Source organism: Amycolatopsis sp. NPDC104819 (genome assembly GCF_055583145.1).
The window spans coordinates 583,107-605,794 of the sequence record NZ_JBVJON010000002.1; the positions used below are offsets into that span (position 1 = coordinate 583,107).

Consider the following 22,688-nt stretch of genomic DNA (forward strand, 5'->3'; position numbering starts at 1 on the left):
AAGAGGTTCACCGTCCGCGCGGTGAGGGGAAGCCCACCCGGATGCCGTGAGGCCTCTGTCCGCTCAATGGCCCTGGTGCACCTTCCCCGGTACCAGGTCAGCAGCGGGCGGACAGGGACCTGACGGCATCCGCCATATTTCCCCCGGGCCAGGCGAGAAAGGGGGAGGGAACACATGACGGCACCCGAGCACGTCCCGGTACTGCTGGGCCGCATCGTCGAGCTGTTCACCCCCGTGTTCGCCGACCGGGACGGCGTCCTCGTGGACGCGACCGTCGGGCTCGGCGGGCATTCCGACGCCCTCCTCGACGCCTTCCCGCGCCTGCGGCTCGTCGCCTTGGACCGTGACCCCGCCGCGCTCGAGAAGTCCGGAGAACGCCTCGCCCGTCATGGCGACCGCGTCGACTTCGTGCACACCGTCTACGACGGACTCCCGGACGCGCTGGCCGGGCTGGGCATCCGGAAGGCCGACGGCATCCTCTTCGACCTCGGCGTCTCCTCGATGCAGCTGGACCGCGCCGAGCGCGGGTTCGCGTACTCGAAGGACGCGCCGCTGGACATGCGGATGGACCCGACCACCGGGTTCACCGCCGCCGACGTCCTCAACACCTACGCACCCGGCGAGCTGATCCGGATCCTGCGCGACTACGGCGAGGAGCGGTTCGCCCAGCGGATCGTCCGGTCGGTCGTCAACGAGCGCGAGAAGGAGCCGTTCACGATGAGCGGACGGCTCGTCGAACTGCTCTACGACGCCGTCCCGGCGGCCAGCCGGCGCACCGGCGGGCACCCGGCCAAGCGGACGTTCCAGGCGCTGCGGATCGAGGTCAACGGCGAGCTGGAGGTGCTGCGCCGGGCCATGCCCGCGGCGCTGGGCGCGCTCGCGATGGGCGGCCGGATCGTCGTGGAGTCCTACCAGTCACTGGAAGACCGGTTGGTCAAGCAGGCGCTGGCCGAGCTCGCGAAGTCCCGCACGCCGGAAGGACTTCCGGTGGAGCTGCCGGGGCACGGACCGGAGCTGAAGCTCCTGACCCGCGGGGCCGAAAAGGCCGGCGAAGAGGAGACCGAACACAACCCGCGCGCCGCTTCGGTGCGGTTGCGGGCCGCTGAGAGGATCGGAGAGCCGCGATGACCGCTCCCACGAAGCGCCGGGCCGGCGGGCCCGCGACGCGCAAGCGTGCCGAGCCCGCGCGCGGGACCACCGTCGAAACCGAGCCGCGGACCGAAGAACCGGGCAAGGCCGCGCCTCGGCGCGCGTCGCGGGGCCGCACCACCGCGGCCGAGCGCGCCTACGCGCGTCGCGCCCAGCGGGCCGACCTGCTCAAGGAGCGCGAGCCGCGGCCGGAGCCGAAGAAGGCCAAGGTCGCCGAGCCGGGCACCCCCAAGGTCCGGCTGAAGCTGCGGCTGCCGAAGTCGCGCGCGTCGTTCGTGCTGCTGATGATGGCGCTGCTGGCCGTCGGGGTCGCGACCACGCTGTGGCTGACCACGCAGGCGATCGCCGACTCCTACCGGCTCGAGCAGCTGCGCACGACCAACGCGAACCTGGCCGAGACGAAGGAACAGCTGCAGCGCGACGTCGCGAAGGCCGAGTCGCCCGCTTCGCTGGCGCCTTCGGCCCAGCAGCTGGGCATGGTGCCCGGCGGGGACCCGGCGCGGATCGTCGTCGGCCCGGACGGCAAGACCTCGCTCGTCGGCGAGCCCAAGAAGGCCAAGGCGGACGCGCCGCCGGTCCAGGCCGCGCCGCCCGCGGCGCCGGCCGAGGGCACGCAGTCCCAGCAGGGCGCGCCGATCGAGGGTGACCAGCCCGCCGTGCCCGCCGAAGAGCAGCCCACGCCGCCGGCGGGCCAGTGATGGCGTCGTCGAGCCGGGGACAGGTCCGCACGCGCTCCGCCGGGAGCGCGCGCCGGACCTACGCCGCCGGGACGCGCAGCGCGGCCGCGCGCCGGGGCAACGGCGGGAACCGCAGCCGGTTCTCCGCCGTGCGGCTCATCCTCGTCGCCGTGCTGCTCGTCGCGGGCGTGAAACTGGTGCAGGTGCAGTGGTTCGAGGCCGGCGCGCTCTCGGCCGCGGCCGAGCGGCAGCGCGCCCAGACCATCGACATCCCGGCCCAGCGCGGGTCCATTGTGGACCGCAACGGCGCCAAGCTGGCGTTCAGCGTCGAGGTGCGCTCGCTGTCGGTGAACCTCAAGGCGCTGCACAAGAACATGGACGACTTCGCCGCGAAGAACCCCGGCACCAAGAAGACGTTCGACGCCGAGACCGCCGCGGCCGCCAAGTACATCGCGGCCAAGGTGCCGAACCAGCTGACCGAGCAGCAGCTGCTGGACCTGTTCCACAAGCCGGCGTCCTTCACCTACCTCGAGCACAACGTCGAGCCGTCGGTGGCCGCCGACATCGTCAAGAACTTCGCGTGGATCGGCGTCGAGAAGCGCGCCCTGCGCGAGTACCCGGGCGGGAGCCTGGCCTCCAACATCGTCGGCGCCGCGAACTGGCGCTCCGACGACCCGGACGTGTCCAAGCACAACCTGCACGGCCTGGTCGGGCTCGAGCTGGTCCGCGACAACGACCTGGCGGGCACGCCGGGGCGGATGATGGTCAACACCAAGAACGGCAGCGACAACGTCGTCATCCCGGGCACCGAGCGCGACCTGCAGGCGGCCGTCCCCGGCTCGGACCTCGAGCTGACCGTCGACTCCGACCTGCAGTACGAGGTGCAGCGCCAGCTTTCCGACTACGTCCAGCAGTCGCACGCCAAGGGTGGGCAGGCCGTGGTCATGGACGCCAAGACCGGCGAGGTCTACGCGCTGGCCAACGACAAGACGTTCAACCCGAACGACCAGACGACCTGGACCGCCGACGACCTCAGCAACCCGGCGGTCACCACGCCGTTCGAACCCGGCTCGGTCAACAAGGTCGTCACCGCCACCGGCGCGATCGACTACGGCGTCGCGACCCCGGAGTCGACCGTCTCGGTGCCCGGCTCGCTGCAGGTCGCCGACAAGACCGTGCACGACGCCTGGACCCACGGCACGCAGAACTTCACCACCGCCGGGATCTTCGCCAAGTCGTCGAACATCGGCACCCTGCTGCTGGCGCAGAAGATCGGCGAAGAGCGCTACGCCGACCTGCTCAAGAAGTTCGGCCTCGGCCAGCGCACCGGCGTCGGCCTGCCCGGCGAGAGCGCGGGTGTGGTGCCCGCGCGCAGCCAGTGGTCGGCGACGACGTTCGGCAACCTGCCGATCGGGCAGGGCCTGTCGATGACCGTGCTGCAGATGGCCGGGATGTACCAGGCCATCGCCAACGACGGCCTGCGCGTCGAACCGCGGATCGTCAAGGCGAAGGTGAACCCGGACGGCACCACGGTGCCCGAGCCGGCGCCGAAGTCGGTGCAGGTGGTCAGCCCGCAGACGGCCAAGACGGTGCGCGACATGATGCGCGCGGTCGCCCAGAACGGCAAGGGCCTGCAGAAGGGCACCGCGCCGACGGCGGCGGTCGAGGGGTACCAGATCTCCGGCAAGACGGGTACCGGCCAGCAGGTCGACCCGCGGACGAAGGCCTACAGCGACCACCTCTACAACATCACCTTCGCCGGCATCCTGCCCGCCGACCACCCGCGGTTCGTGGTCGGGATCCGGCTGGACGCGCCGGACACGACGCTGCCGGTGGGCCACTCCGCGGCGCCGCTGTTCCACAGCATCGCGTCGTACCTGACGCAGCGGTTCCAGATCCCGCTGTCGGACGGCCCGTCGCCGGAGGTCCCGCTCATCGTGCCGTGACCCAAGGTCCGGGAGAAAGCCCCCTCACCGGTGAGGGGGCTTTTTCGCGTGCATCGTCCACTTCGGCCGGCCGCCGCCGGGAAAGCGTTGCGCCGCAAGAAGGTGCGCGCCGCCGTTTAGCACATGTGCCGTGGCCGCCCGTCATCGCCGTACCGCGTGCGGGCCCCCGAACCGGCCGCCGGTAGCCTCTTGGCCGTGTCCGTGTCCTCGTCCAGTTCCCCGGTGCCGGAAAGCCCGGTGAAAGCGGTCCCCGCGCCGCCGCGCCCGGCGCGCATCGTCCCGGTCCCGCTGGCGACGCTGCTCGCCAGGGCGGACGCCCGGCTGATCGCCGACTCGCCCGACGCCGCCGACCTCACTGTCACCGGCACCACCCTGCGGGCGCAGCACGTGCTGCCCGGCGACCTCTTCGCCGCGCTCCCGGGCGCCCGCGCCCACGGCGCCGACTTCAGCGACCAGGCGGTCGCCGCCGGCGCCGTCGCGGTGCTCACCGACGCCGAGGGCGCCGAGCGGCCCGCGCTGCGCGACGCCGGCGTCCCGATCCTCGTGCACGCCGACCCGCGCGCCGCCCTCGGCGAGATCGCCGCCTGGATCTACGGCGAGCCGTCGCTGCGGCTGTCCGTGCTCGGCGTCACCGGCACCTCCGGCAAGACCACGACCTCCTACCTGGTCGACGCCGGGCTCGAGGCCGCCGGGCTGACCACCGGCATGATCGGCACGGTCGAGACCCGGATCGCCGGCGAACGCCTGGTCAGCGGGTTCACCACGCCGGAGGCCCCGGACCTGCAGGCGCTGTTCGCGGTGATGCTCGAACGCGGCGTCACGCACGTCGCGATGGAGGTCTCCAGCCACGCGCTCGCGCTCGGCCGGGTCAACGGCACCCGGTTCGCGGTCGGCGCGTTCACCAACCTCTCCCAGGACCACCTGGACTTCCACAAGGACATGCAGGAGTACTTCGCCGCGAAGTCCCTGCTGTTCGACGGCCGCTCGACCACCGAGGTCGTCGTGGTCGACAGCGCGTGGGGCCAGGCGCTGCTCACGCCGCAGACGGTCACCGTGACGACCGACGCGGGCACCGCCGCCGCCTGGAAGGCCACCGACCTCGAAGCCACTCCGCACGGTGAGCAGACGTTCACCCTGCACGGCCCGGACGGCGTCACCACCCCGGCGCGGATCCCGCTGCCCGGCGAGTTCAACGTCGCGAACGCCGTGCTCGCGGCCGCGATCCTGAGCACCGCCGGGGTGAGCCTGGAGCACATCGTCACCGGGCTCGCCCAGGTGCAGGTGCCGGGCCGGATGGAACGCGTCCACGTCGGCCAGGAGTTCACCGCCGTCGTCGACTACGCCCACAAGCCGGCCGCGGTCGCCCAGGGCCTGGACGCGCTGCGCGCCCGCGCCGACGGCCGGATCATCACCGTGCTCGGCTGCGGCGGCGACCGCGACACCGCGAAGCGCCCGATGATGGGCGAGGCGGCGGCGCGGCGCAGCGAGGTCCTGATCGTCACCGACGACAACCCGCGCTCCGAGGACCCCGCGGCCATCCGCGCCGCGATGCTCGCCGGCGCCCGCGCCGTCGGGCCCGCCGAGGGCGGTGCGGTCGTCGAGATCGGCGACCGCCGTGCGGCCATCGAGCACGCGGTCTCGCTCGCCGAGCCGGGCGACATCGTCTTCCTCGCCGGCAAGGGGCACGAGTCCGGCCAGGAGGCCGGTGGTGTCGTGCACCCGTTCTCCGACCGCGACGAGCTGGCCGCGGCCATCCGCAACAAACTCGAGGTGAGTGTGTGATCGTGCTCAGCCTGGCCGAGATCGCCGACGTCGTCGGCGGCCGGCTGCACCGCGCCGACCCGGGCGCGCAGGTGACCGGCAGCGTGGAGTTCGACACCCGGCAGCTCACGCCCGGCAGCCTGTTCGTCGCCCTGCCGGGGGAGAAGGTCGACGGCCACGACTTCGCGGCGAAGGCCGTCGAAGCCGGCGCGGTCGTCGTGCTGGCCGCCCGTGAGGTCGACGCGCCCGCGATCGTCGTGCCGCCCCTGGCTCCCGGTGAAGCGCACGAGCGGTCGGTCGCGCTGACCGGCGACAAGGACGGCTCCGGGGCGGCCGTGCTGGCCGCGCTGGCCAAGCTCGCCCGGTTCGTCGTGCAGCGGCTGTCCGAGGGCACCCTGACCGTCGTCGGCGTCACCGGCTCCTCCGGCAAGACGTCCACGAAGGACGTCATCGCGCAGCTGCTCGAGCCGCTCGGCCCGACGGTCGCGCCGCCCGGGTCGTTCAACAACGAGCTGGGCCACCCCTGGACGGCGCTGCGAGCCGACGCCGAGACCCGCCACCTGGTGCTGGAGCTGTCCGCGCGCGGGCCCGGGCACATCGCCCACCTCGCCGAGATCGCCCCGCCGAAGATCGGCGTGGTGCTCAACGTCGGCAGCGCGCACGTCGGGGAGTTCGGCTCCCGCGAAGGCATCGCGAAGACCAAGGGTGAGCTGGTCGAGGCGCTGCCCGAGGACGGCGTCGCGGTCCTGAACCTGGACGACCCGCTGGTCGCGGCCATGGCGAGCCGCACGAAGGCCCGCGTCGTGTTCGTCGGCGAGACGGCGTCCGCGCAGGTCCGCGCGGAGAACATCACGCTCGACGACGAGGCCCGCGCGTCCTTCCGGCTGGTCACCCCGGCCGGCGAGGCGGACGTCACGCTGCCGCTGCACGGCGAGCACCACGTCGGCAACGCGCTGTCCGCCGCGGCGGTGGCCCTCGAACTGGGCGCGACGCCGGCCGAGATCGCCACGCGGCTCTCGAGCCTCGAGCGGCGGTCCGCGCGGCGCATGGAGGTCGTCACCCGCGAAGACGGCGTGACGATCTTGAACGACTCCTTCAACGCCAACCCCGAGTCGATGCGGGCCGGGCTGAAGGCCCTCGCCGCGATGACGCGGGAGAGCGGCCGCCGGTCCTGGGCCGTGCTCGGCGTCATGGGCGAGCTCGGCGCGGACTCGGTCACCGCCCATGACGAGATCGGCCGGCTCGTCGTCCGGCTCAACATCGCCAAGCTCGTCGTGATCGGCCCCGAGGCGGCGGCGATGCACCAGGGGGCGTTCCAGGAGGGCTCCTGGGGCGAGGAATCGATCCTGGTACCCGACGTCGAGGCCGCCGCCGCGCTGCTGCATGATCAGCTCCGTCCCGGGGACGTCGTGCTGGTCAAGGCCTCCAAGGCCGCCGGTCTCTGGCGGGTCGCCGAGGCCCTGCTCGAACCCCGGGAATCCGACAACTCCGAGAATCGCTCGAACGGTGGTGACGCGTGATCAGCATCCTGATCGCGGCCGCGGCGGGCCTGCTGGTCTCCATCATGCTGACGCCCTACCTGATCCGGGTCTTCTCCCGGCAGGGCTTCGGCCAGGAGATCCGCGAGGAAGGCCCCCAGGGACACAAGTCCAAGCGCGGTACCCCGACCATGGGCGGTGTCGCGATCATCATCGCGATGGTCGTCGGGTACTTCGCCGCGCACCTGATCAACTGGATGCTCAACTCCCGCAGCGGCGCGCCGACGGTCTCCGGGCTGCTCGTGCTGATGCTCGCGGTGGGGCTGGGCGTGGTCGGGTTTCTCGACGACTTCATCAAGATCCGCAAGCAGCGCAACCTCGGGCTGAACAAGACCGCGAAGCTGGTCGGCCAGCTGGTGGTCACCGTCGCCTTCGCGGTGCTGGCGCTGAACTTCCCGAACGAGCAGGGCATCACGCCGGCGTCGGAGAGCCTCTCCTACGCCCGTGACCTCGCGCTGATCACGTTCCCGTCGATCATCTTCGTGATCTTCTGCTACATCGTGATCTCGGGCTGGTCGAACGCGGTGAACTTCACCGACGGCCTCGACGGCCTGGCGGGCGGCTCGGCGGCGATGGTGCTGGCGACCTACGTGGTCATCTCGTTCTGGCAGGAGCGGCTCTCCTGCGCGAACGGCCCGGCGCAGGCCTGTTACTACGTGCGTGACCCGCTGGACCTGGCGGTGGTCGCCGCGGCGGCGACCGGCGCGTGTGTCGGGTTCCTCTGGTGGAACGCGGCCCCGGCGAAGATCTTCATGGGCGACACCGGTTCGCTGGCCCTCGGCGGCCTGGTCGCCGGGCTGTCGATGACCACCCGCACCGAGCTGCTCGCCATCGTCATCGGCGGCCTGTTCATGGTCGAGATGATCTCGGTGGTCGCGCAGATCGCGGTCTTCCGGACGACGCGGCGAAGGCTGTTCCGGATGGCGCCCTTCCACCACCACTTCGAGCTCGCCGGGTGGGCCGAAACCACGGTGATCATCCGGTTCTGGTTACTTTCGGCGATCTGCTGCATGTTCGGGCTCGGCCTGTTCTACAGCGAGCAGCTCGGAGGCTGACGTGGAGCTGGCCGGTCGTCACGTCCTCGTCGCCGGTGCGGGTGTCACCGGCAAGTCGATCGTCCCCGTGCTGACGGAGCTGGGCGCGCGCGTCACCGTCACCGACGGCAACGCCGAGCGCCTGGCCGAGCTGGAGGGCCTCGGCGCCGAGCTGGTGCCCGGGCTCACCGAACCGCCGTCCGACGTCGTCCTCGTCGTCACGAGCCCCGGCTGGCGGCCGACGTCGCCGCTGCTGGTCGCAGCGGCCGAGGCGGGCGTCGAGGTGATCGGCGACGTCGAACTGGCCTGGCGGGTCGGGCAGCTGCGCGAGCACCCGCCGTCGTGGCTGGTGATCACCGGGACCAACGGCAAGACGACCACCGCGGGCATGCTCGAGTCGATCCTCAAGGCGGCCGGCGCCAACGCCGTGGCCTGCGGGAACATCGGCTACGCGGCGCTCGACGCGGTCCGCGCGGGTTACGACGTGCTGGCGGTGGAGCTCTCGAGCTTCCAGCTGCACTGGTCGTCGACGCTGGCGCCGGACGCGGCCGTGGTGCTGAACCTGGCCGAGGACCACATCGACTGGCACGGCTCGATGGACGAGTACGGGGCGGCGAAGGGGCGGGCCTACGACCGCGCCCGGGTCGTGGTGCACAACGCCGACGACGACTGGTCGGCCCGGATCGCCCAGGAGCACGCGCGCCCGGATGCCCGCCGTGTCGCGTTCCGGCTGGACACCCCGGCCGTCGGGGAGCTCGGCCTGGTCGAAGACCTGCTGGTGGACCGCGCTTTTGTCGCCGACCCGGCGACCAGCGCCGAGGAGCTGGCCACGCTGGCCGACGTCCGCCCGGCCGGCCCGCACAACGTCTCGAACGCCCTCGCCGCGGCCGCGCTGGCCCGCTCGCACGGCGTCACACCGGAGGCCGTCCTCAAGGGCCTGCGCGAGTACCAGCCGGCGCCGCACCGCGCGGTCGAGGTCGCCGAAGTGGCGGGCGTCCGGTACGTCAACGACTCGAAGGCGACCAACCCGCACGCGGCCGCCGGGTCGCTGCGGGCCCACCAGAGCATCGTCTGGATCGCCGGTGGCCAGCTCAAGGGCGCCTCGGTGGACGAACTCGTGAGCAGCATCGCCGGCCGCCTCCGCGGAGTTGTGCTACTCGGTGTCGATTCACCCGTGATCGCCGCCGCGGTTGCGCGACACGCGCCGGATGTCCCGGTGAACAGCCTCCGTCCGGGTGACCATGAACCCATGACTGCGGCGGTGAGTGCGGCCAGCGCGATGGCCCGGCCAGGTGACGTGGTGCTGCTCGCGCCCGCCGCGGCGTCGTTGGACATGTTCACGGGCTACGGCGAGCGCGGCGACGCGTTCGCCGCGGCGGTGCACGTCCTCCGCGACGACGCAGCGGGGGCGCCGAGTGACGGTCACTGAGCCCAAGACCCCCGCCCCGAAGCGGCCGCGCCGGGAGCGCAAGGAGAGCGGGTTTGTCGCTTTCCGCACGGCGCTGACCGCGTGGCTTTCGCGCCCGCTCGCGTCGTTCCACCTCGTGCTCGCCCTCACCGGCGTGCTCACGGTCATCGGCGCGGTGATGGTGCTGTCGGCGTCGTCGGTCGCGTCGTACAATCCGAAGACCGGCAGCGGTGTGTACTCGCTGTTCACCAAGCACCTGGTGTTCGTCGCGATCGGCTCGGTCGTGTTCTGGCTCGGCCTGCGCGTGAACCTGGAGCGGATCCGGCGGATGTCGGCGACCGCGACGGTGGTCTGCCTCGGCCTGCTGGTGCTCGTGCTGACGCCGCTGGGCTCGACGGTCAACGGCTCGCAGGGCTGGTTCAAGCTCGGCGAGTTCACCTTCCAGCCGGTCGAGGCGGCGAAGGTCGCGCTGGCCTTCTGGGGCGCGCACATCCTGGTGATCAAGTACAACGTCATCCACCAGTGGCGGCACCTGCTGGTGCCCGTGGTGCCGATCGCGCTGCTGATGTTCGCCCTGGTCATGCTCCAGCCGGACCTCGGCGGCACGGTCACCCTGGCCGTGGTGCTGCTGGCGCTGCTGTGGTTCGCCGGCGCCCCGAAACGGCTCTTCGGCGTGATCCTCGCGGGCGGCCTGGCCGGCGTGCTCGTGCTCGCCGTCATCGCGCCCTACCGGCTCGACCGGGTCATGTCGTTCCTCTCGCCGGACGCCGACACGAGCGCCGAGGGCTTCCAGGCCAACCAGGCCAAGCTGGCGCTGGCCGACGGCGGCTTCTTCGGCAAGGGCCTCGGCCAGGGCACGTCCAACTGGGGTTACCTGCCGAACGTGCAGAACGACTTCATCTTCGCCCTCATCGGCGAGGAGCTCGGGCTGATCGGCTGCGTCGTCGTGCTCGCGTTGTTCGCCGGGGTCGCCGTGGTGGGCCTGCGGATCGCCACCCGCAACATCGACCCGTGGATCCGGATCGTCTCCGGCACGCTCACGGTGTTCCTCGTGGCGCAGGCCGGCATCAACATCGGCTACGTCGTCGGCCTGCTGCCGGTCACCGGCGTCACGCTGCCGCTGATCTCCTACGGCGGGACGTCGCTGGTGATCACCATGCTCATCATGGGCGTGCTCGCGAACGCCGCCCGGCACGAACCGGAGGCGGTGGCCGCACTGCGCACACAGGGGCCGGGTAAGTTCGGACGCCTGCTGCGGCTGCCCGCGCCCGACCCGTACCGCCCGCCCGCCACCCGCAAGGCGGCGGGGCGCAGTGGGGCGAAGGCGGCCAGGCCGGCGCCCCGTGCGGCGCGGCCCGCCCCGGCACAGGAACGACGCAGGTCGGTCCGCGAACCGGTGCGCCGCAGCGCGGCACGGACGAGCACGGCCACGTCTCGCGGGGCCGCGCGGACAACAGCGAGCCGTGGTACCCGGAGTACCGCGAACCGGAGAGGTCATTGGTGAGCAAGCCCGTCAAGGGAACCGAGCGGTCCGCCGCGGGCCGGGCGCCCGTGGTCGTGGTCGCCGGAGGTGGCACCGCAGGACACATCGAACCCGCCCTCGCCCTGGCCGACGCCGTCAAGCGGCTCCGCCCGGACGCGACGGTGATCGCGCTGGGCACCGAGCGTGGCCTGGAGAACAAGCTCGTCCCGGCCCGGGGTTACGAGCTGGAGCTGATCCCGCCGGTGCCGCTGCCCCGCAAGCCGACCCCGGAGCTGCTGCGGCTGCCGCTGAAGGTGCGCGACTCCGTGCGCCGGACCCGTGAGGTGCTGGACCGGGTCCACGCGGACGTCGTCGTCGGCTTCGGTGGTTACGTCGCGCTCCCGGCCTACCTCGCCGCGCGCGGGCGCGTCCCGATCGTCGTGCACGAGGCCAACCAGTCGCCGGGCCTGGCGAACCGGGTGGGCGCGCGGTTCGCGAAGCGGGTCGCCGTCGCCGTCTCGGGCACGCCGCTGCCGAACGCGGAGGTCGTCGGGATCCCGCTGCGGCGGTCGATCACGTCGCTGGACCGGGCCGCGCTGCGGGCCGAGGCGCGCGCGCACTTCGGGCTGGACCCGGACGCGCCGACGCTGCTGGTGTTCGGCGGTTCGCAGGGCGCGCAGTCGATCAACGCGGCCGTCTCCGGCGCCGCGAAGGACCTCGCGGACGCCGGGGTCGGCGTGCTGCACGCGCACGGCCCGAAGAACACGCTGGTCGTGCAGGAGTTCCCGGGCAAGCCGGCGTACGTGCCGGTGCCGTACCTGGAGCGGATGGACCTGGCGTACGCGGCCGCGGACGTCGCGGTGTGCCGGTCCGGCGCGATGACCGTCGCCGAGGTGACGGCCGTCGGGCTGCCCGCGGTGTTCGTCCCGCTGCCGATCGGCAACGGCGAGCAGGCCACCAACGCGCGGCCGGCGGTCGACGCCGGGGCCGCGCTGATGGTCACCGACGCCGAGCTCAGCCCGGCCAAGGTCGCCGACCTGGTCGTCCCGCTGGTCACCGACGCCGACCGCGTCGCCAAGATGGGCGCGGCCGCGGTCGGCATGGGCCACCGCGAAGCCGACGAAGCCCTCGCCCGCATCGTCCTGGAGGCCGCTGGTGCTTGAACTGCCTGAAGAGCTGCGCCGGGCGCACCTGATCGGCATCGGCGGCGCCGGCATGTCCGGCATCGCGCGGATCCTGCTGGCCCGCGGGGCCTTTGTGTCGGGTTCGGACGCCAAGGAGTCGCGCGCGCTGCTGTCGCTGCGGGCCCAGGGCGCCGAGCTGTTCGTCGGCCAGAACGCCTCGAACATCTCGTCGCTGGCCGAGCCGCCGTCCGCGGTGGTCGTCTCGACGGCGATCAAGGAGACCAACCCGGAGCTGGCCGCGGCCCGCGCCGCGGGGATCCCGGTGCTGCACCGCGCCGAGGCGCTGGCCGGGCTGATGGAGGGCCACCGCGTCGCCTGCATCGCGGGCACGCACGGCAAGACGTCGACGACGTCGATGCTCACCGTGGCGCTGCAGCACTGCCGGCTCGACCCGTCGTTCGCCATCGGCGGCGACCTCAACGAGTCCGGCGCCAACGCCCACCACGGCGAGGGCGGCATCTTCGTCGCCGAGGCCGACGAGAGCGACGGCTCGTTCCTGACCTACTCGCCGTCGATCGCGGTCGTCACGAACGTCGAGCCGGACCACCTCGACCACCACGGCACGGCCGAGGCCTACACGAAGGTCTTCTCCGACTTCGTCGACCGGATCGAAGAGAACGGGCTGCTGATCGTCTGCGCCGACGACGAAGGCTCCGACGCGCTGGGCGACGCCGCCGCGAAGCGCGGTGTCCGCGTGCTGCGCTACGGCTACTGGGTCAGCGGGCCCGACGACGCCAAGATCATGTCCTACGAACCGCGTCCCGACGGCGGGGTCGTGCGGATCTCGCTGAAGACCAAGCTGATCGACGTCACGGTCGCGGTGCCGGGCGACCACATGGCGAACAACGCGATCGCGGCCTTGCTGGCCGGGCTCGAGCTCGGGGCGCCGATCGAGGGCATGGTCGAGGGGCTCGCGGCGTTCGGCGGCGTCCGGCGGCGGTTCGAGTTCAAGGGCCGGGCCGCCGACGTCCGCGTCTACGACGACTACGCCCACCACCCGACCGAGGTGTCCGCGCAGCTGCGCGCGGTGCGCACGGCGGCCGGGTCCGGGCGCGTGATCGTGGTGTTCCAGCCGCACCTGTACTCGCGGACCAAGGCGTTCTCGGCGGAGTTCGCCGAGGCGTTGTCGCAGGCCGACGAGGTCGTCGTGCTGGACGTCTACGGGGCGCGTGAGGAACCCGAGCCCGGCGTGACCGGCGCGCTGATCGCGGACGCGGTGACCAAGCCGGTGCACTACGAGCCGGCGTTCGACGTCGCCGCGTCGCTGGTGGCGGGCCTGGCGAAGCCCGGTGACCTCGTGGTCACCATGGGCGCCGGGGACGTGACGCAGCTGGGCCCGGAGATCCTCGTCGAGCTGGACAAGCGCTGAAGCCATGAGTCCGACCAGGGAACGCCGCCGTCCGTCCGAAGAGGACGAACGGGATCGCGCCGCCCTGGCCAGGGAACGCCGGGGGCGGCGCTCCGAAGAGGAGCGTCGCCGCACGCGCGCCGCGCGCCCGAAGCCCACTGGCCGCGCGCGGCCCAACCGGCAGGTGGAGATCCGCCGCCGCTGGGTCGCGCTGCTGACCGTGCTGACCGTCGTCGCGCTGGTCTACCTCCTGTTCTTCAGCTCGATGCTCGGGGCGAAGGACGTCTCGGTCAGCGGCTCGCGCACGGTGACCGCCGACCAGATCCGCGCGGTGGCGGCGGTGCCGGTGGACAAGCCGATGCTGCGGCTGAGCACCGACGAGATCCGCGACCGGGTGGCGGCGATGCCGGGCATCGCGACGGTCGAGGTGTCCCGCTCCTGGCCGAACACGGTCGAGATCACGGTCAGCGAGCGCACGGCGATCGCGTTCTTCGACAGCGGCCCGGGCGGCGACGGCGTCCACCTCGTCGACGGCGGCGGTGTGGTGTTCAAGACGGTGCCCGCCCGCCCGGCCGGCCTGCCGGAGCTCAAGCTGCCGAAGGTCTCGGCGGACGACCCGGTGACCCGAGCGGTGACAGCGGTGCTCGGCGTGATTCCGGAGCAGCTGCTCAAGCAGGTCACGACGGCGACGGCCCGGACGCCGGCGAGTGTCGAGTTCACGCTGTCCAGCGGGAAGATCGTCCGCTGGGGAACGGCGGAGCAGACGGACCGCAAGGCCAAGGTCCTGGCGGCGCTGCTCACCCAGGACGGCAAGGTCTACGACGTCGCCGCGCCTGAGCTGCCGACCATCACCTCCTGAAATTTCCTGTGCGCCTTCCGAGGTTTCCGTATACCGTACGATCTCGTATGGCATACGGGAATGAGGAGGGTGTCATGACGATCCTGGTGACGGGCGCGACCGGCAGCGTGGGACGGCTGGTCATCGACGAGCTGGTCGCGCTGGGCGTGCCGGTGCGGGCGCTGACCGTGGATCCGGAGCGAGCGTCGCTGCCTGCGGAAGCGGAGGTGGTCGTCGGCTCGCTCGCGCGGCCGTCGACCCTGCCGCTGGAGGGTGTCGAAGCCGTGTACCTGGCGCCGATGGCGCGGACGGTCGGGCGGTTCTGCGAGCTGGCGCGGGAAGCGGGGATCAAGCGGGTCGTCGCGCTGTCGGGCAGCAGCGTGGGGGACGACCACGAAGGCTCGAGCGGCAACGAGTACGCCGTGGTCGAGAAAGCCGTTCGGGACACTGGCTTCGCGTGGACCTTCCTGCGGCCCGGCGTCTTCATGAACAACACGCTCGACTGGGCCGGCATGGTGCGCGCGGGTGAGGTCGCCGTGGCCTACGGCGAGGCGACGCAGACGCCGATCGACCTCGGGGACATCGCGGCGGTGGCCGCCCGGGTGCTCACCTCGGAGGGGCACGTCGGCGCCACGTATGTCCTCAGTGGACCGTCGGCGCTCAGCCTGCGTGACCAGGTCGCGACGCTGGGATCGGTGCTGGGCAAGGAGATCCGGTTCCGCGAGCTGACCCGCGCCGAGCAGCGCGCGCAGTGGGTCGGCTACGGCGTCCCGGAGGCGGCCGTCGACTGGCTGCTGGACGGCTTCGAGGAAACCCTGCGGCATCCGCAGGCGCCGACCGGGGTGGTCGAGGAGCTGCTGGGCCGTCCTGGAACGACGTACGCGGAGTGGGCCGCGGCCCGGCGGGAGGTGTTCGCCTAGACCTCGGTGCGGGTCATGCCGGCCAGCCCGAGGAGCGGGAGGACGCCGGCGAAGACGACAACCGCCGTCCAGCCGCCGAGGTGGTAGGCGATCGAGCCCGCCTGGGAGCCGATCGCGCCGCCGATGAAGAACGTGCCCAGGTAGACGCTGTTGACGCGGGCGCGGGCCGACGGGTCGAGCTGGTAGATCACGTGCTGGCCGGTCACCAGCGTCGCCTGCACGGCCATGTCCACCGCGATCGCGGCGATCGCCAGCAGGACGACGTTGTGCGCGCCGAAGCCGGCGAGCGCGAAGGCCGCCGCGCACAGCACGAACGCGCCCGCGGTGAGCCGCCGGCCGTGGCCGTGGTCCGCCCACCGGCCGGCCAGCGGCGCCACCGCGGCGCCGGCCGCGCCCGCGAGCGCGAAGAGGCCGACGCCGAGCTGGGAGTAGTTGAACGGCGGGGCGGTGAGCACGAAGGCGATCGTCGTCCAGAATGCGCTGAAGGCCCCGAACATCGCCGACTGGTACAGCGCGCGGTGGCGCAGCGCGGGGTGCTTCCTGGCCATGGCCAGGGTCGAGCGCAGCAACTGTCCATAGGGGACGTCGGTCTTCGGCGCCCGGCGCGGCAGAATGAACCGCAGCACCACCGCGAGCGCGGCCATCGCGCCCGCCGAGATCAGGAAGACCACGCGCCAGCTGGTCACCTCGGCGAGGAAGCTGGCGACCACGCGCGAGAGCAGGATGCCGAACAGCAGCCCGCTCACCACCCGCCCGACGATCCGCCCGCGGATGGCGTCGGGGGAGAGGTCGGCGGCGAACGGGATGAGGATCTGCACGACGACCGACGTCGCCCCGACGACGAGCGAGGCGATGAGCAGCACGGCGAACCCGGGCGCGACGCCGGTGACGACGAGCCCGGCGCAGGCGACCGCGAGCAGCGTCGCGACCAGGCTGCGGTTTTCGAGCCGGTCGCCGAGCGGGACGAGCAGCAGCATCCCGGCGGCGTACCCGATCTGGGTGGCGGTGACAACACCACCGGCGGCGGCCTCGCCGACCCCGAAGGTCTGCCGCAGTTCGGCGAGCAGCGGTTGCGCGTAGTAGAGGTTGGCGACGGTCAGTCCACAGGAGACGGCCAGCAGCAGCACAAGCCACCCGGGCGGCGCCTGCTGTTTGGTCTCCGTCATCGTGCCCCCGTCGTGGAACCGGTTTGATCGGTTCCACGACGGTACCAGTCAAACCGGTTCCGGCGTACTGTGACCCTTATGACGGAAGGATTCCGCGTCGGCGCGGGCCGTTTGTGCCTCGACTTCATCCGCACGCTGCGCTACCGGGGGACACCGTCGGAGACGGAGGAGCTCCCGGACGCGGCGGCGTGGGGAGCGTGGATCCGGCAGTTCGGCCGGGTTTCGGCTTCACCTGCTTCGCTTGCTTCGGCCCGGGACGCTTGGTCGGTGCGCGAGGCGATCCACGCGCTGCTCACGGGGTCACTGCGCCCGTCCGAGCGGCAGCGGCTGAACCGGTTCGCGGCGTTGCCGGTGCCTGCGCCATCGTTGACGCCGTCGGGCGAGTTGCGTTGGCAGGCAGCGGATCCGGCGTCGGCGATGTTGGCGCTGCTGACTCGTGACGCGCTGGACCTGGTGACGTCCCCGGAGTTCGCGCGGGTCCGCCGGTGCGCGGGCGAGCGGTGCGGGGCGCTGTTCCTGGACACGTCCAGACCGGGGACGCGGCGGTGGTGCTCGATGGGGATCTGCGGGAACCAGGCGAAGAAGTCGACTTATCGAGCCAAGGTGCACTGACGCGGGTTATGCAAACTCGCGACTAGACGTTCGGTAGTCTTGTCTGCACTCTCTGTTATCGCTACCGTCTCGACCATGAAACTCAGGAAAATCGCGGGTGACTGCAAGAGCGACGATTGCCCGGCTGTCCATCTGACCGACCGTGGCTCGCTCTTCATCGTCGGCACTATCGTGAGTGCCGAGGAACGGCCTGTCACCGGGCGTGAGGAGCAGGTTGTCGAGGTATCGGTCGACTTGATCAGGGAGGCGCTGCATGCTCTTGGATCTTGATCGGTGGCGCGAGATCTTCGGTGGCTTCACGAAGACGGCGTTCCGGCTGGAGACGCAACAGGTCTACACGATGCCCGACGAGCGAGCGGATTTCGAGCGGTTCCTCGCGGGCTTGCCTGCCCCACCCGACGACAACCACGACTGGCACGACCGGGTTCGTGGATATGTGGCCGCAGGAAAGCTGATCCAGCGGGCGAAAGTCGTCCGTCTGCCGATGACCGACTATACCCGGTACCTCGTCGCCGAAGGAATTCCGGAAAACGTCAAAGCGGGCGAAGACTACCGAATCATCGAAGTGGGAGACGACGACACCGGGTTGCCTGAGCAGGATTTCTGGATGTTTGACGAACTGATCGTGGTTCATCTGAACTATGAGCCCGACGGTACTCAGCGCAGTCGCGAACTCGTTGAAGAGCCGGATCTGCCGCGGTATCTGCGGTGGCGTGATCTGGCTTGGGAACGGGGGGTCTCGTTCGCAGAGTGGCATGCTGGATCCTGATCGACAGCAGGCGCAACGCGGCTCGCTCGCGAAGGCGCTTCGTGAGCTTCGCAAGGCCGCCGGGCTCTCCGGAGAGAGGCTGGCTGTTCGGTGTGCCATGAGTCAGGCGAAGATCAGCCGGATCGAAACGGGGAGGATCCTACCGTCGGTGGCCGATGTGGAGCGGATCCTCCGGGCGCTCGGGGTCGGGCAAGCCGACGCGGAGCAGTGGTGGCCTTGGCTCGGTTGGCTGCCGTCGGGTACATCTCGCGCCGGACCTCGGCCAGGATCGGGTTCTGGCAGAAGCAGTACGACCTGGGAGCCATGGAGCGCGATTCCTCGGTCATGCGTCACTTCCTCCCCGGGGTTCCGACCGGGCTGTTGCAGACCTCGGACTACGCCCGGGTCGTCCTGTCTCCGACGGTGGCGGGCGAACCCGCCGGTGACATCGAACGAGTCCTTGCCGGGCGGGCGGCTCGTCAACGGTCCGTACTGGACTCGGCCCGGCAGTTCTCCTTCGTGCTGACCGAAAGTGCGGTCAGCTGGCGTGTGGGCGGCGCGTCATTGATGGCTGCGCAAGTGGCTCATCTGGCGGAGATGTCGACCCGGGAGAATATCGAGATAGCTGTCCTGCCCAGGCGGGTAGTGGTGCCAGAGGTGCCTATGAACGTTTTTGTCGTCTACGACGAACGCTTGGTCACCGTGGAGCTGTTTTCGGGAGAGGTCGTCCTTCGCGACCCTCGCGATGTTGCCTACCATCTCGAGCTCTTCGAATTCTTCAGAAGGCAAGCCGTGCGTGGCGATGATGCAACGGAATGCCTTCGGGTGATCGCACGGGAATTCTTGCTGGAACGCGAATAGACCTGGCGTTCGCCGATGAATCGGCGCTAAATTCGAACAATGCAAAACATCACTCGCACCTGTGGCGACTGCAAGGGAAAGGGCTGTGGAAACTGCGGTGGCACCGGCACGATCACCATTGTCGAAGACTGACCCGATGCTGCGGCCCGGCCTCGTCCCCGAAGAGTTCTATTTCGGCGCCCGGGTGCAGATCTTCTACCGTGCGCCTTATCCGACCGAAGGGCCGGTGGAAGCGACCGACGCGTCAGGGTGTCGAGTGTGGATGTACATGTACGCCCATTTTGTCTTCTGCTGGGCCGAAGGCGCGTCACAGGTTCACGTCAGCCACGGAACGCTCGCCGGGGCGAAGATGGCGCTCTGGACCGATGTCGGGATCGCCGGGCGCTGGTCCGGAACCGTCCTGGCGGACTTCGGGCGTGGCTGGGTGGCGAAGCACTTGGCGAAGTTCGCCACGCGAAACGGCCCCCTCGGCCAAAAGGAGGGGGCCGCTCGCACCGGCGTCAGTTGAGCGCCGCGTCCAGCGTGATCGTCGTGCCCGACAGGGCCTTCGACACCGGGCACGTCTTCTCCGCCGTCTCCGCGTACTTCGCGAACTGCTCCGCCGACACGCCGGGCAGGGATGCCCGGAGCGTGATCGCGATGCCGCTGATCTCGAAGCCGCCGCCGGCGGCCGGGCCGAGCGTGACCTCTGCGCTCACGTCGATCGAGTCCGCCGTGAGCTTTTCGGCCTCAAGCACGCCCGACAGGTTCATCGCCAGGCACGACGAGTGGGCCGCCGCGATGAGCTCCTCGGGGCTCGTCTGGCCGTCCGGGTTGCCCGCGCGGGTCGGGAACGAGACGGAGAACGTGCCGGCGTTGGACGAGTCGAGCGTGACTTCGCCCGATCCCTTCTGCAGTCCGCCGGTCCAGTGGGTGGTCGCGTCACGGCTGGGCATCGGAGCCTCCATGGGTGTACGCGGTGGCCGACGCCGTCAGCCGCCGCAGTGTGGTGATCAGTTCCCGCCGCTCGGTGTTGTCGAGGCCCAGTGCGCAGCCGATGGCCGACGGGACGGCGGCGGCGCGCGTGCGCATCGCCGTGCCCTCCTCGGTCAGGCCGACCACCACGGTGCGTTCGTCCGCGGGCAACCTCGCCCGCGTCACCAGCCCGTTCGCCTCGAGTCGTTTGAGCAGCGGGGAAAGCGTGCCGTAGTCCAGGTGCAGCGCCTCGCCGATCTCCTTGACCGGCCGGTCGTCGGACTCCCACAGCACCAGCAGCACCAGGTACTGCGGGTAGGTGAGACCCAGCTCGCCGAGCAGGGGACGGTAGGTGTCCGTCACCGCGCGCGACGCCGCGTAGAGCGCGAAGCAGGCTTGCTCGTCCAAGAGGAACTCATCCGGCACGTCCGCAAACCTAGCCCACGATTACATCGTGCGCAAGGTAATCCGCAAAAACTGTCGGTGCTCCCTGGCAGACTCCGTCCCATGACCCGACCCGAACGCCCGGAAGTGCCGCTCACCGGCGGCGAGCGCGAGATCCTGACCAGCCTGCTCGACTACCACCGCGCCACCGTCGCCTGGAAGAGCCAGGGGCTCACCGAAGAGCAGATCCGCCGCGCCCACCTGCCCAGTGAGCTGACGACCGTCGCCGGTCTGCTCGCGCACCTCACGCTCAACGAGTGGTTCTGGTTCGCCGTGGTCGTCGACGGCGAGGAGGACACCTGGGCGGCGAAGCTCGAGCAGGACCCGGACGCCGAGTTCCGGGTCCCGCCCGAGACGACGCTCGAAACGCTGCTCGCCGACTACGAAAAGCAGTCCGCGCGCAGCCGCGAGATCGTCGATAACCACGGCTTGGACGACGAAGTGACGCACAAGGACGAAACCTTCAACGTCCGCTGGGTCCTCACGCACATGATCGAGGAGACCGCCCGGCACGTCGGCCACCTCGACGTCCTGCGCGAGCTGACCGACGGCCTCACCGGGGAGTGACCTTCTTGGGCGGCAACGGGAAGAAGCCGCTGGTCCGCTCGACGTAGTGCGCGTACGCCGGGCGCGTCCGGGCCATTCCCTTCTCCAGCATGGGCTTCCCGGTGCCGCGGGCCAGGGTGAACGTCATCGCGATCGGCGAGAGGATCGTCGCCGCGCCCGGCCACGTCGAGCACGCCAGCAGGTAGAGGCCCCACCACACGCACGCGTCGCCGAAGTAGTTCGGGTGGCGGGTGAAGCGCCAGAGCCCGGTGTCCAGGACCTTCCCGCGGTTCGCCGGGTCGGCCTTGAACCGCCGTAGCTGCTCGTCGCCGACCGTTTCGAACCCGAACCCGACCAGCCACACGGCGACGCCGAGCCAGCCCAGGACGCCGAACCCGGTGCCGTACATGGCGAACTGCACCGGCAGCGAGACGAAGTACAGCACCACGCCCTGGAACACGTACACGCGGACGAACATCCGCAGCGGCGCCTGGCCCATCCGCGCGTACCGCGGGTCCTCGGGCAGCTTGTGGTTGCGCAGGTGCAGGTGCAGCGAAAGGCGCCCGCCCCAGACGACCGTCAGGACCAGCACCACCAGCCGCAGCGTCAGCGGCCCGTCGCCGAAGGGGAACGCGGCGAGCGCGACGATCGCGAAGCCGAGCCCCCAGAACGTGTCGACCGTGTCGTAGCGCTTGCGCGCCCGCGCGATCGCGAAGGTCGCCAGCACCGCCACGAGCGTGACGCCGCCGGTGACCAGCAACGTGCTCCCGAGGGGCATCAGTTCCACTCCCGCGTCGCCGGCATCCCGCTCGTGCCGTCGGCGTGCGGCCGCACGGTCAGGATCTGGTCCACACCCATCCGGTTCTCCTCGAACGCCAGCGCCCCGCCCACCAGGTAGAGCCGCCAGACGCGCGCGCCGGTCTCCCCGATGAGCGCGACGACGTCGGCCCAGTTCTCCTCCAGGGTGTCGGCCCAGGCGCGCACCGTCCAGACGTAGTGCTCGCGCATCGCGTGCACGTCGCGGAGCTCGAGCCCGGCGTTCTCCAGGTGCTCGACGGTCCGGCCGACCGGGCGCATAGTCATGTCGGGGGCGATGTAGCGCTCGATGAACGCACCGCCGCCGGGGGCGACGTTCCCGCGCGACATCTGCTGGATCAGCACCCGCCCACCCGGCTTGACCATCTTGTGCAGCGTCGCGGTGTACGTCGGGTAGTTGACCTCGCCGACGTGCTCGCCCATCTCGATCGACGCGACCGCGTCGAACGGCGCGTCCGGCAGCTCGCGGTAGTCCTGGCGGCGCACTTCGACGCGGTCTTCGAGGTCGTGCTGGGCGAGCCGGCCGCGGATGTGCTGCAGCTGCTCGGCCGAGAGCGTGATGCCGACAGCGTGCACGCCGTGGTGCTTGGCCGCGTGGACCAGCAGCGAGCCCCAGCCGCAGCCGATGTCGAGCAGCCGCATGCCCGGCCGCAGCCCCAGCTTGCGGCAGATCATCTCCAGCTTGTCGTGCTGCGCCTCCTCGAGGCTTCGCGACTCGGAGGTGAAGTACGCGCTGGAGTACGCCATCGACTCGTCCATCAGCAGCTGGTAGAAGGCGTTGCTGAGGTCGTAGTGGTGGGCGATCGCGGACTTGTCACGCAGCAGGCTGTGCAGCTTGCCGGTCAGCCGGGCCTCCTCGGCGGGCGGCTTCGGCGGGAGGCCGACGACCCCGAGCTTCGCCGCGAGCCGGACCGCCTCGGCCCAGTCGCGCGGGCCGAGCTTCACCCGGTTGAGCTCACCCGCGCGGGTGAGGGCCCAGATCCGGCGGAAGCCGTCGGCGAGATCACCCTCGACGTCCAGGTCACCCGTGACGTAGGCGCGGGCGAGACCGAGCTCACCCGGCGCGTAGAGGAGGCGGCGCAGGGCGCGCCGGTTGCGCAGGACCACGGTGGGCGCGTCCACTGGGCCCACGCGGGTTCCGTCCCAGGTCCGGAGGCCGACGGGGAGCTGCCCGCCGAGGAGCTTTTCGGCGAACGAGGCGAGGCGGTGCGCGGTGCTGTTCGGCATGTCCGGGATTCGCTCCGCTCTGCGACGTGGATTGGTCTCCGTGACAGCC

The 22,688-nt window shown here is 71.0% G+C and carries 23 protein-coding genes and 1 pseudogene; 19 read left to right on the forward strand and 5 right to left on the reverse strand.

Going from position 1 to position 22,688, the window contains the following annotated elements; all coding sequences use genetic code 11:
* Nucleotides 1–174 precede the first annotated feature (174 nt).
* The 12 genes from rsmH (at nucleotide 175) to ACZ63E_RS07790 (ending at nucleotide 15,265) form a co-directional block, all read left to right on the forward strand.
* Entirely contained in the window at nucleotides 175–1,128 is a 954-nt protein-coding gene (rsmH, locus tag ACZ63E_RS07735) for a 16S rRNA (cytosine(1402)-N(4))-methyltransferase RsmH (protein WP_465335230.1), read from the forward strand.
* Nucleotides 1,125–1,847: a cell division protein FtsL gene (gene ftsL, locus ACZ63E_RS07740; RefSeq protein ID WP_465335232.1), complete on the forward strand. Its 723-nt coding sequence runs from the start codon at nucleotides 1,125–1,127 to the stop codon at nucleotides 1,845–1,847. Before rsmH ends, ftsL begins: the two co-directional genes overlap by 4 nt.
* The gene (locus ACZ63E_RS07745; RefSeq protein WP_465335234.1) at nucleotides 1,847–3,772 is read left to right on the forward strand and encodes a peptidoglycan D,D-transpeptidase FtsI family protein; all 1,926 of its coding nucleotides are present in this window, start codon (nucleotides 1,847–1,849) and stop codon (nucleotides 3,770–3,772) included. Before ftsL ends, ACZ63E_RS07745 begins: the two co-directional genes overlap by 1 nt.
* Nucleotides 3,773–4,009: 237 nt before the next feature.
* On the forward strand, nucleotides 4,010–5,554 hold the full coding sequence (locus ACZ63E_RS07750) for a UDP-N-acetylmuramoyl-L-alanyl-D-glutamate--2,6-diaminopimelate ligase (protein WP_465335515.1): 1,545 nt from the start codon (nucleotides 4,010–4,012) through the stop codon (nucleotides 5,552–5,554).
* On the forward strand, nucleotides 5,551–7,053 hold the full coding sequence (locus ACZ63E_RS07755) for a UDP-N-acetylmuramoyl-tripeptide--D-alanyl-D-alanine ligase (RefSeq protein ID WP_465335236.1): 1,503 nt from the start codon (nucleotides 5,551–5,553) through the stop codon (nucleotides 7,051–7,053). Before ACZ63E_RS07750 ends, ACZ63E_RS07755 begins: the two co-directional genes overlap by 4 nt.
* A complete protein-coding gene (gene mraY / locus ACZ63E_RS07760) occupies nucleotides 7,050–8,126 on the forward strand; it encodes a phospho-N-acetylmuramoyl-pentapeptide-transferase (RefSeq protein WP_465309871.1) in 1,077 nt (358 codons plus the stop codon). Before ACZ63E_RS07755 ends, mraY begins: the two co-directional genes overlap by 4 nt.
* Nucleotide 8,127: 1 nt before the next feature.
* Entirely contained in the window at nucleotides 8,128–9,534 is a 1,407-nt protein-coding gene (gene murD, locus ACZ63E_RS07765) for a UDP-N-acetylmuramoyl-L-alanine--D-glutamate ligase (protein ID WP_465335238.1), read from the forward strand.
* Nucleotides 9,521–11,017, forward strand: coding sequence for a putative lipid II flippase FtsW (gene ftsW / locus ACZ63E_RS07770; protein ID WP_465309873.1), 1,497 nt, complete (start codon nucleotides 9,521–9,523; stop codon nucleotides 11,015–11,017). Before murD ends, ftsW begins: the two co-directional genes overlap by 14 nt.
* Nucleotides 11,014–12,138: an undecaprenyldiphospho-muramoylpentapeptide beta-N-acetylglucosaminyltransferase gene (gene murG, locus ACZ63E_RS07775; RefSeq protein WP_465335240.1), complete on the forward strand. Its 1,125-nt coding sequence runs from the start codon at nucleotides 11,014–11,016 to the stop codon at nucleotides 12,136–12,138. Before ftsW ends, murG begins: the two co-directional genes overlap by 4 nt.
* Nucleotides 12,131–13,528 carry a UDP-N-acetylmuramate--L-alanine ligase gene (gene murC / locus ACZ63E_RS07780; protein WP_465335242.1) on the forward strand — a complete coding sequence of 466 codons (1,398 nt, stop codon included), beginning with the start codon at nucleotides 12,131–12,133 and terminating at the stop codon, nucleotides 13,526–13,528. Before murG ends, murC begins: the two co-directional genes overlap by 8 nt.
* Nucleotides 13,529–13,532: 4 nt before the next feature.
* On the forward strand, nucleotides 13,533–14,366 hold the full coding sequence (locus ACZ63E_RS07785; protein WP_465335244.1) for a cell division protein FtsQ/DivIB: 834 nt from the start codon (nucleotides 13,533–13,535) through the stop codon (nucleotides 14,364–14,366).
* Nucleotides 14,367–14,440: 74 nt separating this feature from the next.
* Nucleotides 14,441–15,265 (forward strand): NAD(P)H-binding protein, encoded by an 825-nt coding sequence (locus ACZ63E_RS07790; RefSeq protein ID WP_465335246.1) that lies wholly within the window; start codon nucleotides 14,441–14,443, stop codon nucleotides 15,263–15,265.
* On the opposite strand, the gene ACZ63E_RS07795 is transcribed toward ACZ63E_RS07790, so the two are convergent.
* A complete protein-coding gene (locus ACZ63E_RS07795) occupies nucleotides 15,262–16,431 on the reverse strand; it encodes an MFS transporter (protein WP_465335248.1) in 1,170 nt (389 codons plus the stop codon). The two genes, ACZ63E_RS07790 and ACZ63E_RS07795, sit on opposite strands and share 4 nt — an antisense overlap.
* A 78-nt stretch (nucleotides 16,432–16,509) precedes the next feature.
* Between ACZ63E_RS07795 and ACZ63E_RS07800 the strand changes: the two genes are divergently transcribed.
* The 6 genes and pseudogenes from ACZ63E_RS07800 to ACZ63E_RS07825 all read left to right on the forward strand — a co-directional run bounded on the left by ACZ63E_RS07800 (nucleotide 16,510) and on the right by ACZ63E_RS07825 (nucleotide 19,160).
* Entirely contained in the window at nucleotides 16,510–17,043 is a 534-nt protein-coding gene (locus ACZ63E_RS07800) for a CGNR zinc finger domain-containing protein (RefSeq protein ID WP_465335250.1), read from the forward strand.
* Between the two features lie 75 nt (nucleotides 17,044–17,118).
* Nucleotides 17,119–17,313 (forward strand): hypothetical protein, encoded by a 195-nt coding sequence (locus ACZ63E_RS07805; RefSeq protein WP_465335252.1) that lies wholly within the window; start codon nucleotides 17,119–17,121, stop codon nucleotides 17,311–17,313.
* Nucleotides 17,297–17,812: a DUF6879 family protein gene (locus ACZ63E_RS07810; RefSeq protein WP_465335254.1), complete on the forward strand. Its 516-nt coding sequence runs from the start codon at nucleotides 17,297–17,299 to the stop codon at nucleotides 17,810–17,812. Before ACZ63E_RS07805 ends, ACZ63E_RS07810 begins: the two co-directional genes overlap by 17 nt.
* Nucleotides 17,799–17,960, forward strand: a pseudogene (locus ACZ63E_RS07815) (helix-turn-helix domain-containing protein); the annotation flags it as partial. The gene ACZ63E_RS07810 and the pseudogene ACZ63E_RS07815, both read left to right, overlap by 14 nt.
* Before the next feature lie 62 nt (nucleotides 17,961–18,022).
* Nucleotides 18,023–18,652 carry a DUF5753 domain-containing protein gene (locus ACZ63E_RS07820; protein WP_465335256.1) on the forward strand — a complete coding sequence of 210 codons (630 nt, stop codon included), beginning with the start codon at nucleotides 18,023–18,025 and terminating at the stop codon, nucleotides 18,650–18,652.
* 136 nt (nucleotides 18,653–18,788) lie between these two features.
* The gene (locus tag ACZ63E_RS07825; protein WP_465335258.1) at nucleotides 18,789–19,160 is read left to right on the forward strand and encodes a hypothetical protein; all 372 of its coding nucleotides are present in this window, start codon (nucleotides 18,789–18,791) and stop codon (nucleotides 19,158–19,160) included.
* On the opposite strand, the gene ACZ63E_RS07830 is transcribed toward ACZ63E_RS07825, so the two are convergent.
* Nucleotides 19,153–19,587, reverse strand: a complete 435-nt coding sequence (locus ACZ63E_RS07830; RefSeq protein ID WP_465309883.1) for an OsmC family peroxiredoxin — start codon at nucleotides 19,585–19,587, stop codon at nucleotides 19,153–19,155. The two genes, ACZ63E_RS07825 and ACZ63E_RS07830, sit on opposite strands and share 8 nt — an antisense overlap.
* Entirely contained in the window at nucleotides 19,574–20,032 is a 459-nt protein-coding gene (locus ACZ63E_RS07835) for a MarR family winged helix-turn-helix transcriptional regulator (RefSeq protein ID WP_465335260.1), read from the reverse strand. Before ACZ63E_RS07835 ends, ACZ63E_RS07830 begins: the two co-directional genes overlap by 14 nt.
* Before the next feature lie 81 nt (nucleotides 20,033–20,113).
* Between ACZ63E_RS07835 and ACZ63E_RS07840 the strand changes: the two genes are divergently transcribed.
* Nucleotides 20,114–20,617, forward strand: a complete 504-nt coding sequence (locus ACZ63E_RS07840; protein ID WP_465335262.1) for a DinB family protein — start codon at nucleotides 20,114–20,116, stop codon at nucleotides 20,615–20,617.
* Here ACZ63E_RS07840 and ACZ63E_RS07845 read toward each other — a convergent pair.
* Entirely contained in the window at nucleotides 20,604–21,374 is a 771-nt protein-coding gene (locus ACZ63E_RS07845; RefSeq protein WP_465335264.1) for a DUF1295 domain-containing protein, read from the reverse strand. The two genes, ACZ63E_RS07840 and ACZ63E_RS07845, sit on opposite strands and share 14 nt — an antisense overlap.
* Nucleotides 21,374–22,639: a class I SAM-dependent methyltransferase gene (locus ACZ63E_RS07850; protein WP_465335266.1), complete on the reverse strand. Its 1,266-nt coding sequence runs from the start codon at nucleotides 22,637–22,639 to the stop codon at nucleotides 21,374–21,376. The genes ACZ63E_RS07845 and ACZ63E_RS07850 overlap by 1 nt, the downstream gene beginning before the upstream one ends.
* Nucleotides 22,640–22,688 lie beyond the last annotated feature (49 nt).

Coding starts and splice junctions, on each gene's coding strand:
- ACZ63E_RS07785 (WP_465335244.1), top strand. CDS start 13,533: ATGAGTCCGACCAGGGAACGCCGCCGTCCGTCCGAAGAGGACGAACGG.
- ACZ63E_RS07825 (WP_465335258.1), top strand. CDS start 18,789: ATGCTGCGGCCCGGCCTCGTCCCCGAAGAGTTCTATTTCGGCGCCCGG.
- ACZ63E_RS07840 (WP_465335262.1), top strand. CDS start 20,114: ATGACCCGACCCGAACGCCCGGAAGTGCCGCTCACCGGCGGCGAGCGC.
- ACZ63E_RS07795 (WP_465335248.1), bottom strand. CDS start 16,431: ATGACGGAGACCAAACAGCAGGCGCCGCCCGGGTGGCTTGTGCTGCTG.
- ACZ63E_RS07845 (WP_465335264.1), bottom strand. CDS start 21,374: ATGCCCCTCGGGAGCACGTTGCTGGTCACCGGCGGCGTCACGCTCGTG.
- ACZ63E_RS07745 (WP_465335234.1), top strand. CDS start 1,847: ATGGCGTCGTCGAGCCGGGGACAGGTCCGCACGCGCTCCGCCGGGAGC.
- ACZ63E_RS07810 (WP_465335254.1), top strand. CDS start 17,297: ATGCTCTTGGATCTTGATCGGTGGCGCGAGATCTTCGGTGGCTTCACG.
- ACZ63E_RS07800 (WP_465335250.1), top strand. CDS start 16,510: ATGACGGAAGGATTCCGCGTCGGCGCGGGCCGTTTGTGCCTCGACTTC.
- ACZ63E_RS07850 (WP_465335266.1), bottom strand. CDS start 22,639: ATGCCGAACAGCACCGCGCACCGCCTCGCCTCGTTCGCCGAAAAGCTC.
- ACZ63E_RS07830 (WP_465309883.1), bottom strand. CDS start 19,587: ATGCCCAGCCGTGACGCGACCACCCACTGGACCGGCGGACTGCAGAAG.
- ACZ63E_RS07790 (WP_465335246.1), top strand. CDS start 14,441: ATGACGATCCTGGTGACGGGCGCGACCGGCAGCGTGGGACGGCTGGTC.
- rsmH (WP_465335230.1), top strand. CDS start 175: ATGACGGCACCCGAGCACGTCCCGGTACTGCTGGGCCGCATCGTCGAG.
- ftsL (WP_465335232.1), top strand. CDS start 1,125: ATGACCGCTCCCACGAAGCGCCGGGCCGGCGGGCCCGCGACGCGCAAG.
- ACZ63E_RS07805 (WP_465335252.1), top strand. CDS start 17,119: ATGAAACTCAGGAAAATCGCGGGTGACTGCAAGAGCGACGATTGCCCG.